At 47.9% G+C, this 18,351-nt stretch carries 11 protein-coding genes; 10 read left to right on the top strand and 1 reads right to left on the bottom strand.

The genetic code is table 11. From position 1 onward, the window contains the following. The first annotated feature begins 390 nt into the window (after positions 1 to 390). The 6 genes from SSED_RS01860 to SSED_RS01835 are packed head-to-tail and all read left to right on the top strand — an operon-like array spanning position 391 to position 8,850. Positions 391 to 1,251: a DmsE family decaheme c-type cytochrome gene (locus SSED_RS01860; protein WP_012140712.1), complete on the top strand. Its 861-nt coding sequence runs from the start codon at positions 391 to 393 to the stop codon at positions 1,249 to 1,251. Positions 1,252 to 1,260: 9 nt separating this feature from the next. Beyond that, complete coding sequence (locus SSED_RS01855; RefSeq protein ID WP_012140711.1) at positions 1,261 to 2,958, top strand: MtrB/PioB family outer membrane beta-barrel protein; 1,698 nt, start codon at positions 1,261 to 1,263, stop codon at positions 2,956 to 2,958. 33 nt (positions 2,959 to 2,991) lie between these two features. Next, a complete protein-coding gene (locus tag SSED_RS01850) occupies positions 2,992 to 5,442 on the top strand; it encodes a DMSO/selenate family reductase complex A subunit (protein WP_012140710.1) in 2,451 nt (816 codons plus the stop codon). A gap of 10 nt (positions 5,443 to 5,452) precedes the next feature. Next, positions 5,453 to 6,070, top strand: a complete 618-nt coding sequence (locus SSED_RS01845) for a DMSO/selenate family reductase complex B subunit (protein ID WP_012140709.1) — start codon at positions 5,453 to 5,455, stop codon at positions 6,068 to 6,070. Position 6,071: 1 nt separating this feature from the next. Further along, the gene (locus SSED_RS01840; protein WP_012140708.1) at positions 6,072 to 8,174 is read left to right on the top strand and encodes a hypothetical protein; all 2,103 of its coding nucleotides are present in this window, start codon (positions 6,072 to 6,074) and stop codon (positions 8,172 to 8,174) included. A 55-nt stretch (positions 8,175 to 8,229) separates the two neighbouring features. Then, the gene (locus SSED_RS01835) at positions 8,230 to 8,850 is read left to right on the top strand and encodes a TorD/DmsD family molecular chaperone (protein ID WP_012140707.1); all 621 of its coding nucleotides are present in this window, start codon (positions 8,230 to 8,232) and stop codon (positions 8,848 to 8,850) included. Between the two features lie 553 nt (positions 8,851 to 9,403). Here SSED_RS01835 and SSED_RS01825 read toward each other — a convergent pair. Further along, positions 9,404 to 10,096, bottom strand: coding sequence for a TetR/AcrR family transcriptional regulator (locus tag SSED_RS01825; RefSeq protein WP_012140705.1), 693 nt, complete (start codon positions 10,094 to 10,096; stop codon positions 9,404 to 9,406). Positions 10,097 to 10,392: 296 nt separating this feature from the next. Between SSED_RS01825 and SSED_RS01820 the strand changes: the two genes are divergently transcribed. The 4 genes from SSED_RS01820 (at position 10,393) to SSED_RS01805 (ending at position 18,347) form a co-directional block, all read left to right on the top strand. Further along, the gene (locus SSED_RS01820) at positions 10,393 to 12,123 is read left to right on the top strand and encodes an OPT/YSL family transporter (protein ID WP_012140704.1); all 1,731 of its coding nucleotides are present in this window, start codon (positions 10,393 to 10,395) and stop codon (positions 12,121 to 12,123) included. Between the two features lie 778 nt (positions 12,124 to 12,901). Continuing rightward, a complete protein-coding gene (locus tag SSED_RS01815; protein ID WP_012140703.1) occupies positions 12,902 to 13,855 on the top strand; it encodes a DmsE family decaheme c-type cytochrome in 954 nt (317 codons plus the stop codon). A 15-nt stretch (positions 13,856 to 13,870) separates the two neighbouring features. Further along, positions 13,871 to 15,877 carry an MtrB/PioB family decaheme-associated outer membrane protein gene (locus SSED_RS01810; RefSeq protein WP_012140702.1) on the top strand — a complete coding sequence of 669 codons (2,007 nt, stop codon included), beginning with the start codon at positions 13,871 to 13,873 and terminating at the stop codon, positions 15,875 to 15,877. Between the two features lie 40 nt (positions 15,878 to 15,917). After that, positions 15,918 to 18,347 (top strand): DMSO/selenate family reductase complex A subunit, encoded by a 2,430-nt coding sequence (locus tag SSED_RS01805; RefSeq protein WP_012140701.1) that lies wholly within the window; start codon positions 15,918 to 15,920, stop codon positions 18,345 to 18,347. Positions 18,348 to 18,351: the final 4 nt, after the last annotated feature.

Genomic DNA, 18,351 nt, shown 5'->3' with positions numbered 1-18,351 from the left:
CATAACAAACGTCAGATAGGATTAATCGGGGAAATAACAAAAAGCCAATTTAGATTACGCCCAAAAAAAGACACCTGTCAACACGTTTACCCCCCTATCACCAATTTACCCTACCGATCATAGAACAATTCAAAAATGTGACCACCAGCAACCACCAAGTTAAAAGCTTATAAGTAAATGATTTTGATTATCATCAAACTGTAAGCTCAGCTCACAAAGCCGACACACTTTTCAACGCAGCTCCCAATATCAACAGAGATGTACACACGTGTATATACCGGTGTGAGCAAAATCACATCGCAAGTAGACACCTGTCAATATAATCACCCAAAAATGAATGCAAAAACATCAATACCGTTTCTTTATGAAACTATGAGTGTGAGAAAAGCGATGAGAATCTTACAAAAAATCGGGCTGTTAACCGCGTTTATCGCCGCTACGGCCCTCTCTGTGCCAAGTGCACTGGCAAATAAATCTGCTACTCCTTTAGAGCAGCAACTGGTAAATAAATTCACGGAGGCTAAATACTCTAAGAAAGGTGCTGACACCTGTCTTATGTGCCACAAAAAATCTCAATCCGTTATGGCTATCTTCAATACGCCACACGGAAATACCAACAAGGGCCCTATGGCTGGACTTCAATGTGAAACCTGTCATGGACCACAAGGAAAACACAAAGGTAAAAACGAACCGATGCTCACCTTCGGTGATGAGTTATCTGTAGAGGGCCGTAACAGCGTATGTGAATCTTGCCACAGCCAAGAGCACACACCTTTCCATGACCAGGCCTGTAGTGATTGCCACAACGTCCACCAGGCAGAGCTAGCTGCTGAGCAGCCACAAGCTCAGTGCGCAAGTTGCCACAGCCTGCAAGACTCCGCTCAGTTTAAGCGTTCGACTCACCTCGACACCTTAACCTGTAGCGATTGTCACAACCCACATGAAGAGCAGCCACTATCTGTTAATGACACCTGTTACAGCTGTCATGCCGAGAAGCGGGGACCAACGCTTTGGGAGCACTCGCCAGTCACTGAAGATTGCACCACATGTCATAACCCACATGGCTCAGTTAACGACAACCTACTTAACAGCCGTGCACCTCAGCTGTGTCAGAGCTGTCACAACCAAGCCGGTCACCCAGGTGATGTTCACAACAGCTTAAATGGCTTCACTCAAGGGCAATCTTGCATGAACTGTCACAGCAAGATACATGGCTCGAACCACCCTTCAGGCCACTTGTTTGAGAAATAGGAGTCGATGATGAAGGCTAAACTTACTTTAGTAGCACTCGCTGTTCTCTCAGTCAATGCTACCGCAGCGAACTTCGCTGTACCGCAAGATATTGAAAAAGACTATGCCTGTAAGCGTTGTGTCGCCACCGAACACGCTAACACCGTCGGCATCATAACCGAACAACGTAGTCACTTAGACACTCAGTACGGCGCTAGCGCCGATATTAAAGGTGCCAACTACAGCATAAATGCAGTCGAGGCCGGCGCTGATAATGGTCATCTAAAAGCCGCAGCACACCTGGGCGATTTCGCACTGGAGCTGGCTTATGTTAACCGCTGGAACCTCGACGATAACGATATCGGCGCCGAGCGTCAGCAGTTATCGGTCGGGGCAAAGTACCAGACTCAACTTGTCACCGCGTTTGTTAAAGCAAGTAGTGAAGACAAGCAGGGTCAGCGTATCGGCTCTGTGGTTGACCCTAAGCCGACTAACTATCTAGAGACTATAGATCACACGACTCAGGTGATGAACGCCGGCCTGCAACTTCATGGAGATTTTTGGAACCTAGGTGTTGCCGCCTTTAACTCGGAGTTTACCGACAATGCCGGTATCGATGCCGATAACAGCGCTCAACAAGCCAGTGTAAAAGCGGGTCTTAACTACGGCAGCACACGCCTAAGTGTTAGCGCAGCTTCCGGCAAGATGATTCAGGACGAGGCTATCGAGCAGGAAAACTCGCTGGTGCCTATCTCAAACTTCGATGGTGAAGTTGAGACACTAGACTACAGTGCCCGTATCAGCTCTCGCGTTGCAGGGTTCAAGGTAACTGGTTTCTACAGCTACAGTGACCGCGACAATGTCAGCGGCTCATATGAATTTTTTGAATCTATCAACACGCCAATCGATAGCAGCAAGACACGTTTAGGTGTCGATGCCAGCTACCGTTTAGGCAGCACTAAGTTCAGTGCAGGTTTCGAGCAGAATGACCGAACCCGCACCGACAGCGACCGTGAGGAGACCCAAGAGAGTGAGGTCTTTGGCCGTATAGACTACCGTTATCAACAGTTTAACTCCCATATTAAATTCATCAGCGGTGAACGTACGGGCTCTGAGTACCATATCGGTGACGATATCTACCAGAAGTACTATCTGGCGGACAGAGACCGTGTCAGTACTGAGCTGGGACTGGGTTACAGCCAAAATCACTACGGTGCCAACCTTAAAGTCAGTATCGCCAGTGATGAGTACAGCAACAGCTCGGCACTGAAAGAATCTGACGAGATGTCGGTTAACGTCGACGGCTTCTATCGTTTCAACGACCAGATGGTGCTCAACGCCTATGCTGGTACACAGACCATCGATAGCCTGGAGATCCACAACACCACGGTTAGTGATGAGTTTACCTACTTCGGTTTTGGTTTAGACCAGTACCAAATCAATGAGGATATAGCGCTAGGCACCTCCTACACCTTCTCATTATCTGGCAGTGACACCGCCGTAGACAGCACAGAAATGGGGGACTATTACCAATACCAACACCTTGCTGAAATCCATATGGATTACCGCATAAGTGAGCGTATTTCGACCCGTTTTGCTTACAGCTATGAGCGCAACTACGACACGAACTACGCCAACCAACCGATTGATGCCATCAATACCATTGACGACCTCAATCAAAACTACACCGACCACAAGATCGGTGCATTTTTCACAATTAAGCTGTAAGGGCCATCAGGCCATAAACTTGAGGTAATAATTATGGAACGTCGCACGTTTCTAAAGTTCTCTGCGGCAGCTGCTGCGGTTGCAACTGTTACTGGCTGTGAGAGTAGCAGTGCCAGCAATCCTCTGCCGGCCCCTAGTGAACCTGTACTCCCTCCAGTAGGAGAAGGGATTACATGGGGTTCATGCGCCACAAACTGCTGGCAGGCATGTCCTTTGAAGGTACACAGTAAAGATGGCGTGATCACGCGCATTGAAACTGAAGGCAAGGCTACAGACGATTGGGATAACTTCGACCACGAGATCCGCCCCTGTCCTCGTGGACGCTCTATGCGTCAGAAGGTCTACAACCACGATCGTCTCAAATACCCAATGAAGCGCGTAGGACGCCGAGGCTCTGATGAGTTCGTTCGTATTAGCTGGGAGGAAGCAGTCTCTAGCGTCGCCTCTGCTATGGAACAGACATATTCTCAGTACGGCAAGAACGCTATCTTCATGCCTCTGGGCGGTGGTTCTCACGACCTGAACACCGGCGTTACTCAATCGAGTGTGCGTCTGCTTAATATGGCTGGCGGATGCTTATTCTTCCATAACGATTATTCAGCAGCACAGTATCGCGAAGGTTCTGCTGGTATGTACGGATATCTGGCATCTAACGCTGGTGATACCGTCGGATTCTGGAATACAGGCTCTAGCCTACGTAGCCTGGAAGACAGTGATCTAATGGTGTGTTTCGGGTATAACCCGATGGAAGCCCGCCTCGGTGGTGCTGGTTCTGGTTATGAATACTTGAATGTTAAGAAGAAAAATAACTTCAAGACGTACTACATAGATCCCAGGTTCACCGATACGGCTGTCACTGCCAACGATGAATGGATTCCTATCCGTCCAGGTACTGACGCAGCACTGTGTGAAGCGATAGCGTATGTATTGATAGAAGATGGATACGCAGATATTCCATTTCTTGAGCAATACACCCATGGATACGATAAGTACCAAGATTATATCACCGGTGTAACAGACGGCACCACTAAGACTCCTGAACGCGCAGAAGGGATCTGCGGCATCCCTGCAGAGAAGATCCGTGAGATTGCCCAAGCGATTGGTGCAGCATCAGCTCCATTCGTGACACAAGGCTTCGGACCTCAACGTCAGGGCAACGGTGAGAACAATGCTCGAGCAGTGATGATGCTACCATTACTTGTCGGTAAGATTAGTGGCGATGGTACTAACCACGGCGGCACTCCAGGTAACGATGGTCTGTCCCATTACGCCATGATGCCAGCTGATACTCTGCAGGATCTAATGAACATGAAGATCATGGACGTTACGATCCCTGCGGCGTCACATCTCGATGCTATCGAGTTCGGCATGCAGATGAAGCCAAGCACCCATGATGTTCGCTACTCCAACCCAGACTTGATGGCTGCTGACACACCACTAGAGACTAACGTACGCTTTCTATGGCTGGCCTCCTCGAACATGTTGGCTAACCAGAATGGCGATATCAACCGAGCAGACCGCCTACTTAATGATGAAAGCTTAGTGGATTTTGTGGTTGTCGTTGAACAGCATATGACGGCATCGGCTAAGTACGCAGATATCATCCTGCCTGAAGTCAGCTGGCTTGAGATGTATGACGTAATCCAAAGCTACAACAAGATGGATTGTGGTTCACTCATGTATGCCTACGGGATCACACCAGCTGTTGACCCTATGTTTGAATGTAAGCCTGCATATGACATCTGCCACATGATCGCCAATCAACTGGGTATAGGTAGTAAGTTCACCAATGGTGGAATGACCTACTTAGATCAAGTCCGTAAGGTTTTTGCCGAATTTAAGAAAAGTAACCCATGGATTCAAGGTGATACGTTTGAAGAGTTTGTCAGCTTCGGACCTCAGCGCCGCCCTGCTGGTGAGCACCCTAACGTCGGTAAAATTCGCGACTTCATCACTGACCCAATAGCAAGCCCTCTTGGAACACCAAGCGGCAAGGTTGAAATTTACTCTCAATATTTCGAGGGTAAGCAGACTCAAGCAGAGGGTACCGACGAGATCAACCCACTGCCAGTATATTTTGCTTGCGACGAGTCCTATGAAGATGCAACGGCTTCAGAGTTCCCATTACAGTGCATTAACTACCACGGCAAACATAGCGCACACAGCATTCACGCCAGTACCCCATGGCTCAATGAAGTGCTAGAGCATCATCTGTGGCTAAACCCAATAGATGCAGGTGCTGCGGGCGTAATCAATGGTCAGAAGGTCATTGTAGAGAGCCGCAGAGGAAAGCTCGAAATAACCGCTCGTGTAACACCACGTATCGTCCCTGGTGTAGTTGCTATGCCACAGGGTCAATGGCGCCGTATGAAAGGTGACATCGATGTGGGTGGCTGTGCAAATACGTTGACTGATAGTAAGCCTAGCCCGGTTGCGAAGTCATTCCGCTCTAATACTAACCGAGTCAGAGTGTACTCGGCATAGGAGATAAGATATGCAATTAGGATTCTATGTTGATACATCGATATGTTCAGGCTGTAAGGCCTGTATGGTCTCCTGTAAAGATAAGAATGACTTAAATGTGGGACGCAACTTCCGCCGCGTATATGAATACGCGGGTGGCAGCTGTACGGATAATGGCAATGGTGTGTTCTCCCAATCGGTATTTGCCTATTACACGTCGATATCTTGCAACCATTGTGACACCCCTGCATGTACAAAGGCCTGTCCGACAGGCGCTATGCATAAGCGCTCCGAAGACGGACTAGTCATGATTCATGACGACATCTGTATCGGTTGTTCATCTTGCGAACAGGCGTGTCCTTACGACGCGCCCCAGCTTGATGAAGCACGGGGCAAGATGACTAAGTGTGACGCCTGTATCGACAGGCTTAATGCCGGAAAACAGCCTATGTGTGTTGATAGCTGTATCCATCGAGCATTGGACTTCGGTCCTATCGATGAGTTGCGTGCCAAATACGGCGATACGGCGGAGATCGCCCCACTACCGTCAGCAAGTATCACAAAACCAAATTTAATTCTTAGAGTTCACCCAGACGGTCAGCCTGTAGGTTCAGGTGCCGGTTCTGTAGTAAATCCAAACGAGGTATAACATGAATACTAAACTTTCTCTTGTAGCAGTCCTTTTAGCAGGTGCTATGGTAACTGGCTGTTCTGATGATGATTCAGAAACAGTCTATGTCTGTGAAAATGGCGATACCGTTTCTGCTCCAGAGCAGTGCCCTACAACACCAACAGATCCTACAGATCCAGTTGAACCGCCAGCTGTAGACGGTCCATTCGTACATGCTGGTCGTACTATTATCGATGGCGCCTTTTACAGTGCCACCAGCCCTAGTAACGAGTACGACCCACTGCGTGACTGGGAAAATACAATGCCAGCTGGCTATAAAGAGATGCGTAATGCCTCTTACCCTTGGGGAACCACTGTTTATAATTCAGCAGCCAATGGCGAAGAGTTATGGATGGGTACCATCTCGAACGGGTGGTGTGTATGGCCGTACCAGAATATAGCCATGCCTATCGAGTTGACTACCTTTGAGAGTGAGACGACAGGCTGCTCAGTTCCCGGTACTACCGGTACTCCATCACAGATCTTCATCTACAACTTCCGTACCGGTGCAAAGGAAGTGATTCATGAGAGCATGCTGACATCAGGTGGTCCTCAGTTTACTGAAGCGTTCAAGCCTATCAATAATACCTATGGCTTCCGCGCCGCGGGTACTGCCGGTGACCTAGTATTCGTCGCTGGACACTGGAAGACTACAGAAGATAAAGGTCGCCTACGTCTATTCGTATTCAATGCTAAGGAGCGTTCATTCGTAGGCTACCGCGATATCGTAGGTGACACCACTCGTCGCTTCCGTACTTTGGAACATGCAGACGGCACGACAGGGTTCTACACTATCGTCGGTGCAGAAACGGGTATGACTCAATACGGTGACGGCCCGACACAGCTACTTCGTTGGGTGGGTACTCAGGACGATCCATTCGCTGGCGGTAATATCAAGGGTACAGACCCACTGACGACTACTGGCTGGAGCAAGGTTTCGACTCAACTGGATAATGAACAGACTCCAGACGGAGTACAGTACGGTATGATCGGTGACTGGCGCCAATTCACCCATACCGACGGTACTGAGCGTCTGATCATGTCAGCCTCAGCACATCCTTTCGTGTACAAAAACGGCGTACGTAGTGATAAGTTTAAAGAGTCAGTCATTCTGATCTCAGATCCTATCCCTAACTCAGGCTACACAGTAGATGAGCAGCTTACTTTCCGTGAAGTATTCGGTATGGATCAGTACGACCCTGACACTAAAGGTCGCTGGGGAGCTAAGTGGGGAACAAGTGCTATTAACGACGGCTACATGTACTTCGGTACTTACCACCAAGGTACAGATGCTGCTTATAAGCACTTCGCTAAGGCAGACCCTGCTCTATTCACTGAGTTAACAGGTCTAGAGTCTGCCGGAGAAGCTGATGCGACTAAGGTAACCGACGTTACTACAACTAATGATGCTCAGGCTACTGATCATAAACTGTTTATGATTAATGAATGGCGTGCTACCTCAATCTTCCGTATTGACCTTAAAAATATCGATGCGGTAAGCGCTGGCGACACCTCTAAGGTAGAGTTGCTATACGGCTACGAGACTATGGAGGTTAACGACGGTAACGGTTGGAAGACTACACCAAACTTACTAGGTAAGAAGCCTACTCATGGCGAAGCGGGTATGGGTAATCCAGGTAACGTATATTCTTGGACCTCAATTGCAAAAGACGGCAAGTTATTCTGGGGATTCTTCGATGCGTTCTCTGGACTACATGATCTACTATTCGAAGCGTATTCCGGTGAGTACATGTTATTCGACGGTATCGTATTCCAGAACCCTGTGTGGAAGAGGCAAATGGCTAATAACCCAGCCATGTGGATGTACGATTACGCTAAAGCAGAGATGGATGCTAACGGTCTAGGCGCAGAGTTTATTCCAGGTGGCGATCTACTTATGATTGAAGCTGATGGTTCTGCACGTAAGCTTACTACTAACGGTTTCGGTAACCAGTGCTCTAACGGTATCCGTAACGTTGTAGATATTGATGACAAACTATACTTTGGTACGTCAACTTGGTGTAACGTCGGTCCTACCTCTGGGCTTGAGTTCTACCAATATGAGCCTAGCTTAGATAAGTAGATTTTATAGTTAAGGTGGCCCTCTGGCCGCCTTTATTTTTGTTTCGGAGTTAAGTATGAACAAAGCACTAGCTGAAATAACCCCTATCCTAGCAGCCAATATGTATCATGACCCTTGCGATAAGGTGCTTGAGATGTATAACGAACATGACTTCAGCGAGTGTTACCCTCTGCTTACTCAGAGTAACACTCGCAGCGAAGGAGTTGCACTCATAAGCAATTACATGAAGCAATACACGAGTGAACAACTACCTAAACTGCTGCTCGACTTCAATCAGCTGTTTATTGGTCCTGGTAAGATGAAAGTCCCATTATGGGGCTCATACTACCTTAGTGAAGATAACCTGTTGTGTGGGCCAAGTACTCAGAAACTTCAAGCGCGCATCGATGCTCTAGGTATAGCGATCAATACCATTGATGGTGATAACCAGCCTATCGACCACATATCACTCGTTCTCCGACTGGTGGAGTTTGCGCTTGATGAAGAGAGGAGTTTAGAGCTGAAAGCTATCGTTACCGAGCATCTTGTCCCCTGGGCGTATAGAGTGGCAGAGCTAACGATTGAGCACGCTAAAACAAACTTCTACTTAGGGTGGGGATTATTACTTAAAGATTATCTAGACGTCTTAGTAGAGTCTAATGGGATCATAGTGAAAGAGCATACCCTATGGGGGTAGTAGGCTCAATTAAGCTCCAATATAAGATAGGTAAAGTGGCGGGATGGATAGAGGATTACATCAGCAAATCACTTGATATACACCCAAGAGTCTTCGGGCAAGTCACTATCGGGGCTGTCAGTAACTATATATCCTCTTCGGCTCGAGAGTACATCGAAGAGGCTTACAGTGCTGATGTAGAAATAGAGTCCTTCATACATGTCTGTATGTGCAGTGCGGTGTGTACGATGGGGAGTAAGAGAGGTGACGTACAGAATATCGTGGTTTATGTCATTAAGAAGGCTGCAGTAAAGTGCCCATTACTTCATCCCCTCATAGAGTCTGTTCCACAGAGTAAGCTCACTAGCATAGTATGACTAACATAATAGTATGACAACCGAAGGCGTATATTGCTCGTGCCTAAGGCCGTGGCATAAGCTCCGCTTTTATCAATCACGACCTTTCAAGCAAACCGTGTTGGTTGATGGCTTTATTGGAAAACGTCCGTGCAACTTGATCATCACACGTCTCGCTTAAATCAGTCTAGGTGGTGATATTACGTTTAGGCACACTACTAATATGCAATCATCTCGTTTCTCTTGTGCCTTCCTATACCAATCAAAGTTTTCTCATAATCGACATTAGCATGCTCTTCACACCAATCTAATGCCTCTGTTAACTTTAATAGGTTTTCGAAAACTTTTTTCAGAGGGTAATTGATCTGCTTACCCACAGTCATGACATTTTGAGGAATGGTGACGCATCCTCTTTGATAAGGAAATGTCGATGCCATGACCTCCTCCAGTTGCTCTTGAGTGACTCTCATATGACCTTGTTTAAAAGGTATAACCCAAAACTCTAAAACGATCCCTCTGATCTGAGCAACTATCTGCTCAAGCTTAGCTTGATGCGCTTCACCAGCGAACATAAATATACCGGGATTAGCACTGAGCAATAGCGTACCAGAACGATTCAGCGCCTCCATTGAGCTCGCAACAGGAGCCAATAAACTGAGTAAAATTTTCTCTCTATCGTTTAAGATTTCATCGGCCTGAATATCTAGTAACATCTGCAAAGTATTGCCTGCATCACTGACAAATAAGCTTACTAAAACATCTTCTTTACCAGAAAAATATTTATATAAGGTTGCTCGAGACACCTCCGCACGTTTAGCAATGTCAGTGAACTTAAACGACATCATTCCATGTTCAAGAATTAGCTCTCTTGCGACCTCTAATAATCGTGACTCTCGTTCTAGTTTACTCATTGCTTCATTTAGCCTTATATTTGATACATTTCTAATGTATCAAACTACAGATAGTTAACCAGTCAAGATAAGATAGACTGTGATCTTATGCGCTATTTTTCACACAAGCTAACAACCATGTACACAGGTGTGTAACTTGTACATAAACATCAACATACTTTCGCCGCCACATCAGTCACAATCCATAAATAAAGCCAAGGTATTGTGAACGCAACGGGGTTTTATTCCACTCGAATATGACACGATCCACTCATCATCTATGCTCAACTAACAGAGAAATTTAATTTCCGGTGTCAATGCCAACATCAAATAACATTTCACAGCCCCTTTCTATCCGAGCGCTCCTTACAGGGATGACACTCGGAAGTCTGCTGGTATTGTGCAACCTCTATATGGCCCTTCGCATTGGCTGGTCAATAAATATGTCTGTTCTGGCCTCCTTGCTTGGTTTTGTTAGCTGGAAAGCGGTGGAAACGACCATAGGTTGCAGAGCCTGGGACCCAAGTGAGACAAACATTCAGCAAACAGTAGCATCAGCTGCCGGAGCAACGATATCGGCAGGGCTTGTAGCTCCCATCCCCGCTTACCTTATTCTCACCGATACTCAGTTTGAATATTGGCCCATGGTGATCTGGATGATAGCCATCAGCCTTCTCGGGATCTGCGTCGCTTCCGCCATTCGCCCGGCTATGCTCAATAATGAACGCCTCAGATTTCCTGCCGGTATTGCAACGGCCGAAGTGATCACCGATATGTTCAGTAGTGGGCGCATTGCACGTCACCGAATCATTGCTCTGCTGTCTGCCATGGCGATCACCATCAGCCATCGAATATTTATTCCGGTGAGCTATAAGATTCCCTTAGGGTTTTCAATTCCTGGTCAAAATGCCATGGCAGGCACTAGCATCAGCGCTAAAAATCTGGGGTTTATTATCGACCCCTCATACATGCTACTGGCCTTCGGAGCCATCATAGGTACAAGGGCGGCTATCAGCCTCTCTATTGGCTGCTTAATTGCCTGGCTTGGGCTAGGCCCCTATATTCTTGGCCAAGGCTGGGAACAGGCGGGCCCAGTAGATGGTAACTGGTTCAGTTACATCATAGATTGGTTAGTCTGGCCTGGCGTCGCCATGATGCTAGCCTCAGCTTTAACAACCACGGCGATAACCCTATTTAAGTCGGATAGAAAAAACCGTCTCTCACTTATGTGGGGCTTACCCGAGTTTCTGCTTTTAGGCACGATCACCCCGGTCATTGTCTTTCTCCAGGTGTGGCTATTTGATATCAGTTGGTTTGCCGCAATTTTAGCTGTACCACTCGCCTTCCTGTTTGCCATCGTTGCCGCACAAGTGGTCGGCGAGACGGGTATTCCACCAGTCGGCGCGCTAGGAAAACTCTCTCAACTTTCCTTTTCGATAATTAGCCCTGGCAGTGTTACGACCAACTTGATGACAGCCAATGTAGCAGGCGGTGCTGCGGGTCAGGCCACGGATCTGCTCAATGATTTTAAAGCTGGGCATATATTGGGAACCAACCCCAGACATCAGATATTCGCGCAGGCTATGGGGATCTTAGTAGGCTGCCTGACCAGCGCCGGGATCTTCATGTTACTTATTCCAAATCCCGCCGAGCAACTGATGACAGAACAGTGGCCGGCACCTGGCGTTGCCACATGGAAGGTCATTGCTATCGCCCTGACCGACGGGTTAGAGGCAATACCACAATCGGCAAGATATGCCATGTTTGTCGGCATTGTTGCTGCCACCATTAATGAGCTTTTGCCGCTCATAGTGCAAGAAAAGTGGCACAGGTATCTACCTAGCATGTCAGCAATGGGCCTGGCATTTGTACTGCCTGCTCAAGTCAGCATGATGCTATTTATCGGCGCAATATTAGCTTGGGGGTTGAGACGATTAGCACCGCGCTGGTCGCAACGATTCCTGCTGGCCATCGCCGCAGGTTGTATTGCAGGAGAGAGTCTTGCCGGGGTGCTTGGCTCTTTATGGCACCTGTTGCTATCTAAATAATATCATTTAAAAAGTAGCCTCTTAAAGCCGAAGCCCCACAAGCTGCAAGATAATTGAAAGCCCGATAAGCCCCCTTCGACAACTCTGAGACAAATGACGATAACCTCTGTGCAAACAATCATAGAGAGTCATATCATCCAACTCCCTCCCCCCCTAATCTCTCTCTTCGATCAGCGAACTGCAACGATGAAAACAGCTTCCCCCCGCCATACAAATTAGAATGTGCTAATAAAAGCCAAAGAAAACAACAGATAAAATTTCAAACCAATAAGTAAAATACAAATCATGAAATACAAATAAAGTGCAAAAAAACACTCAATCAATAATGATTATCAATTGAATTATGAATAAACATGAAAACTTATTTGATTTTATTAATGGGTTATGAATAACTATTAATGAGCATTGATTTAATAATAATATATATGAATAACAATTCTAAACATTCATAAAAGAAATTATATTGAAAACATTCTCATTTATATAAATGGTAGAACAAAAATAATAACAACAGGTTCAAGCTCAAATAAAAATGAGCTAAAAATCAATGACTTTCAACCACCACCGAGATTACACAAACATCAAATCAAACATACAAAAGACAAGCCTAAATAAAGATCTTGATCACGCATAAATTATTTTTAAATTAAAAATCACACATTTCACAATACCCCTTAAGTAATAGCTTCGCATTTTTAACAATCCAAACTACAATTTAAATGTAAAACAATTAACACAAACATTACCAAACTATAAAATAATTAACCGTAAGGCCAAGATGATGAACAAATGTATTATCACTAAGTTACTTTGTGGGATATTCGCTTTCGCGTGCTTATCTCTCTCAGTTCAGGCGGCCCCCTGGAACCAACTCACTGGTGAACAACTGGAGCAGAAACTGGCGGAGAAATTTGCTCAGGGTAAATATTCTAAGAAAGGTGCCGATTCCTGCCTGATGTGTCATAAAAAAAATGACAAGGTCATGGCGATATTCGGTGGAGTACATGGCAACACGAGCCAACCGGATTCACCCATGGCGGGTCTGCAGTGCGAAGCCTGTCATGGACCGTTAGGTAAACACAATAAGGGCGGCAAGGAACCGATGATCGCCTTTGGTAAAGAGAGCAAGCTGCCTGCTCAGAGTCAGAACAGTGTTTGCCTGGGATGCCATAACGATCCTAAGCAGATGGCATGGCATAGCAGCAGCCACAATTTAGACGAGGTGGCCTGTAGCGATTGTCATAATATCCACACCGACAAAGATCCGGTAATGGACCAACTCACGGTCAATGACACCTGTACCTCTTGTCACACTCAGCAAAAATCAGACATGAATAAGCGCTCATCCCATCCGATGAAATGGGATCAAATGACCTGTATCGATTGCCATAACCCACATGGATCGATGAGTGAAAGTGCACTTAACCACACCACAGTCAATGACACCTGTTATAGCTGTCATGGCGAGAAACGTGGCCCAGTTTTATGGGAGCATGCACCGGTCACTGAAAATTGTGCCAACTGTCATAACCCCCATGGCAGCGTGAATGAAGCCATGCTTACTCACAGGGCGCCGCAGCTGTGTCAGCAATGCCATATGGATGATGGCCATGCAAGTCGTGTCGTACAGCAAGGTGGAAGTGACGCCTTTGGCGGCGGTAAGAGCTGTCTCAACTGCCATAGCCAGATCCATGGCTCCAACCACCCAGCCGGCAGCAAGCTGCAGCGCTAATCAGGAGTAATTCAAATGAGATTCAAATTTAACCTCATCACGTTATCACTTCTCGCTATATCGGGCGCGGTAACGGGCTCTGCAATGGCGGCTGACTTTGGCGTGAACAGGGCCAATACCAGTACAGTTAAACAGGAAACCTTTCAGTGTAAGCGCTGCCCTCAAGTCGATGGCTATACCGGCACAGTCGGTATCAATGCCGCCTATATTGAGAGTGACGACATTCACTCCGGCAATGCTTTCGGTACCGACAAAGACGGCGCTAATGCCAGTTTGGATGCCGACCTCAATTACCGAAACGGAGCAGGCTATAAGGCCAGGTTCCAGGCACACCAGCTAGGTCTGGATAACGGCTTCGCTCACCTTGAAGCGGGCAAATCCGGCCGCTATGAGATAACTGCGGATTATCAGCAGCTGACAAGTTATCAGTCAGGCGATGCACGCAGCCAGTTATGGTACAAAGATGGCGTGTTGACCCCGAGCGAACATACTCAGACCCAAGAGCTCTCCCTGCAGAGAAACAAAGCTGGCTTGGGTCTGAGTTATGGCCGGGATTTCTATCAGGCTTATATACGTTACGACCACGAGAATAAAACCGGTTACCAGAGCAGTAGCATTGTCACTCCCCGTCCGGTTAATTTCGGTCTGCCTGTCGATGCCAACACAGATAACCTCACCGCGGGGCTGTCTCTGTCAGGCGATAACTGGGCTACCGATCTCAATTACTTCGTGAGTCAGTATAAGAACGATATCGGCGCCTTAAGTCTCCCCTACCTGTATGACGTCTTTGCACCGACTCCTGACAATGAAGCTCATCAAATTAGCCTGTCGGGTCAATACCAGTTGAGCCGCACCGTCATGAGCGGTCGTCTGGCGTCAGGCAAGATGATCCAGGACGATGATTTGATCCAGATGTCCGGTAATCCAATACAAAACTGGGACGGTGAGGTCGAGACTTTAGACGGCAAGCTGTCAGTCACCTCGCTTTTGAGTAATAAGCTCAGACTCGGCGGCAGTGTCGATTACAGCAAGCGCGACAACAAGGGCTCGGTATGGGAGTTCGCTCAATATGAAGTTAACGGGATCACGGGCGCATTTAAACAAAATGTTCCTTTAGACACCGAACGTCGCGGTCTCAAGGTTAATGCCAGTTATCGCTTCAGCAGCGACTATCGCCTGCAGGCCGGCTACGACCGCAAGGAGATGGAGCGCAGCCATGGCGACCGTGAGCAGACAAATGATGACGTGCTATGGGCCAAGCTCAACGTCCGCGCATTGGATGATATCAAGCTTAAGTTCAAGGCCAGTCTGGATAACCGTGGCGGCAGCGAATATCAAACCAGCGAACTGACCTCATCCGAAACTAACCCCTTGCTACGGAAATACTACCTGGCTGACAGAAAGCGTACCGCCTTCGAAGCCAAATTTAATCACACTCCGACTTCGTGGCTCAGTCTGGATATGACCGCCCGCTACGCCAAAGATGATTACGACAAGACTCAACTGGGTCTGACCGGATCTGAAGATTACGGCTATGACATCAACCTTGGGCTGCAGCTCGATGTGCATCTGTCTGGCTATGCCTTTGCCGGTCAGCAGTGGATCGACTCCAATCAAACTGGCAGCCAGAGTTTCTCTGCCCCGGATTGGTCCGCCGATATCGAAGATGAGTTTATCAACCTGGGCGCTGGATTCACCTATACAGGGCTACTGGAAGACAAGCTCACTCTGGGCGGCGATTACCTATTCGCAAACTCCACCAGCGACACGTTAGTCATCTATGACGTCGTCACGCCGCAAGGAGATTACTACTCTTTCAACCATAGTCTCAAGCTACATGCGAACTACGCATTGAGTGAAGAGATGGCGTTAAAACTGGCTTACCAGTATGAGCGCTATTACGACACCGATTACGCGCAAATTGATGTCGATACAGTTCCGGGACTGACCACCTTAGGCGACCTGAACCATAACTATAACGCGCACCAAGTGATGTTGTCGTTTAGCTACCAGCTGCGCTAATGCAAACAGTGCTAATCATAACTGCAATGAGGAAAAGATAATGGAACGCAGAAGTTTCTTAAAAATGAGTGCCGCACTAAGTTGCGCAGCGACGGTTTCAGGCTGTAACTCAAGCTCTAAAGATGTTGAAGTGGTACCGCCTACGCCACCTGTTGCCGGTGAAAACCTAAACTGGTCGGCCTGTCTGGTTAACTGTGGCTCTAACTGCCCGGTACAGGTTTTCTCTACCGATGGGGTGATCACCCGCGTAGAGTCAGAATTTACCACAACAGATAAATATGGCGATCATGACGTGCGTGCCTGCCTTCGTGGTCGTTCACTGAGAAAGCGTGTCTATGCTCCCGATCGCCTGAAATACCCGATGAAGCGTGTCGGCCCTCGCGGCAGTGGACAATTTGAGCGTATCAGCTGGGATGAAGCCCTGGATCTCGTGGCAGAAAAACTGCAAGGCACCATAGACCAATATGGTAACGAATCGATTCACTTCACCTATAACTCAGGTGCGCGTTATCACTTCTCCGGTAAGCAGTGTCTCTACCGTCTGATGAACCTTAAGGGTGGTTACCTCAACGCCTATGGCGACTACAGCTGGTCACAAATTTATGAGGCTGCGGGACAGACATACGGCTCAGCGGGCCCTGGCTGGCAGGGAAGCAGCGTCTCTGAGATGCAAAACTCAGACTTAGTGCTGATGGTAGGTTACAACCCATCTGAGATCCGCATGAGTGGTTCGGGTGAAGCCTATGACTTCCTGATGCAGAAGCAGAAGAATAAGTTTAAGACTATCTTGATCGACCCACGTTATACCGACTCTGCCGTAGGTAAGGAAGATCAGTGGCTCGCTATCCGTCCGGGTACCGACGCGGCACTGTTCGAAGCCTTAGCCTATGAGTGGATCACCACCAACACAGTGGATCAGGCCTTCCTGGACAAATATTGTGTCGGCTATGATGAAAAGACCATGCCTGCGGGCGTTGGATATGAAGAGAGCTATAAGGCGTATATTCTCGATAACACAACGGTTGGCAGCTCAATTCCAGGCGTTAATGCTAAGACGCCAGAGTGGGCCGCTGCTATCACAGGTATCGAAGCCCATATCATCGTCGAGTTAGCCCGTGAACTGGCTGCGGCTCGCGCACCTTTCATCCAGATTGCTGCCTCACTAAACCGCCAGGCAGCCGGTGAAAACAACACCCGTGCGGGTTACATGCTACCTATCTTGTTAGGCCAGCTGGGTCTGCCGGGTACTAACTGTGGCGGACTGTGTAAAGGCTCGTTCCTGCACGCACCGTTTATGCCTACCGGTTCTAACCCTGTGAAGAAAGCTATCTCATTCTTTACCTTCACTCAGGCCATCGAAGACGGTAAGAACATGACCGTTCTGTCCGATGGTGTACAGGGCGTCGATACCGATGAAGAGGGCGACGGAAAGCTAGGCACAGATATCAAGGCTATCATCAACTATGGTGGTAATGCCCTGATTAACCAACACTCAGACGTGCGTAAGACAGAGAAGCTGCTTCAAGATGAATCTAAGTGTGAATTCATTCTTGTCGTCGATAACTGGATGACACCGAGTGCCAAGTTTGCCGATGTTTTACTGCCGGATGTGACCTGGTTGGAGTCGGAAGATCTTATCTACCAAAGCTACGCAGCCGGTGATACAGCTACCCTGGTACAGATGAGCAGCGGCGTCGATCCTATGTTCGAGAGCCGTCCTATCTATGAGGTCTGTGTCGATCTTGCTAAACGTATGGGCGTCGAAGCCGAGTTTACTGAAGGTAAGAGCCGCAAAGACTGGCTGGATCAGTTCTATGCCGAGTCTAAAGCCGCTACACCGGGACTACCGGATAAAGAGGTGATGCTCACACAAGGTATCTATCGCAAGTACCTGCCGGACGGTGGCTATATCGTACTGGAAGATTTCCGTAACGATCCTGAGGCGAATCCTCTGGGCACACCATCGGGCAAGATTGAGATCTACTCTTCACGCCTGGCAGACAAAGCCCGCACCTGGAAGCTCAAAGAGGGTGATGTGATATCTGCGCTGCCTAAATATGTGCCTACCTGGGAAGGTTATGAAGATACTGAGACCAAGAAGAAGTATCCACTGCAGCTCACCGGTTATCACACTAAAGGCCGCGCACACTCGAGCTATCACAACGTCCCATGGTTACGTGAAGTCGTACAGGATGCCGTATGGATGAATCCGCTCGATGCGAACAAGCGCGGACTCAAGACTGGCGACAAGGTCCACATCTTTAACGACCGAGGCACCATCGAAGTCGAAGTTAAGGTGACGCCTCGCATCATGGTCGGCGTAACGGCACTGGGTCAGGGCGCGTGGTTCCAACCCGGCGGCGATGTGGATAAAGGCGGTTGTTTGAACGTCCTGACCACACAACGCACGACACCTGTAACTAAAGGTAATCCTCAGCACACTAACCTGGTTGAAATCCGTAAGGTCTGATAGG

Source organism: Shewanella sediminis HAW-EB3 (assembly GCF_000018025.1).
Taxonomy (GTDB): domain Bacteria; phylum Pseudomonadota; class Gammaproteobacteria; order Enterobacterales; family Shewanellaceae; genus Shewanella; species Shewanella sediminis.
This window is presented reverse-complemented; position numbering and strand designations above follow the sequence as displayed.

Coding starts and splice junctions, on each gene's coding strand:
- SSED_RS01860 (WP_012140712.1), top strand. CDS start 391: ATGAGAATCTTACAAAAAATCGGGCTGTTAACCGCGTTTATCGCCGCT.
- SSED_RS01855 (WP_012140711.1), top strand. CDS start 1,261: ATGAAGGCTAAACTTACTTTAGTAGCACTCGCTGTTCTCTCAGTCAAT.
- SSED_RS01850 (WP_012140710.1), top strand. CDS start 2,992: ATGGAACGTCGCACGTTTCTAAAGTTCTCTGCGGCAGCTGCTGCGGTT.
- SSED_RS01845 (WP_012140709.1), top strand. CDS start 5,453: ATGCAATTAGGATTCTATGTTGATACATCGATATGTTCAGGCTGTAAG.
- SSED_RS01840 (WP_012140708.1), top strand. CDS start 6,072: ATGAATACTAAACTTTCTCTTGTAGCAGTCCTTTTAGCAGGTGCTATG.
- SSED_RS01835 (WP_012140707.1), top strand. CDS start 8,230: ATGAACAAAGCACTAGCTGAAATAACCCCTATCCTAGCAGCCAATATG.
- SSED_RS01825 (WP_012140705.1), bottom strand. CDS start 10,096: ATGAGTAAACTAGAACGAGAGTCACGATTATTAGAGGTCGCAAGAGAG.
- SSED_RS01820 (WP_012140704.1), top strand. CDS start 10,393: ATGCCAACATCAAATAACATTTCACAGCCCCTTTCTATCCGAGCGCTC.
- SSED_RS01815 (WP_012140703.1), top strand. CDS start 12,902: ATGATGAACAAATGTATTATCACTAAGTTACTTTGTGGGATATTCGCT.
- SSED_RS01810 (WP_012140702.1), top strand. CDS start 13,871: ATGAGATTCAAATTTAACCTCATCACGTTATCACTTCTCGCTATATCG.
- SSED_RS01805 (WP_012140701.1), top strand. CDS start 15,918: ATGGAACGCAGAAGTTTCTTAAAAATGAGTGCCGCACTAAGTTGCGCA.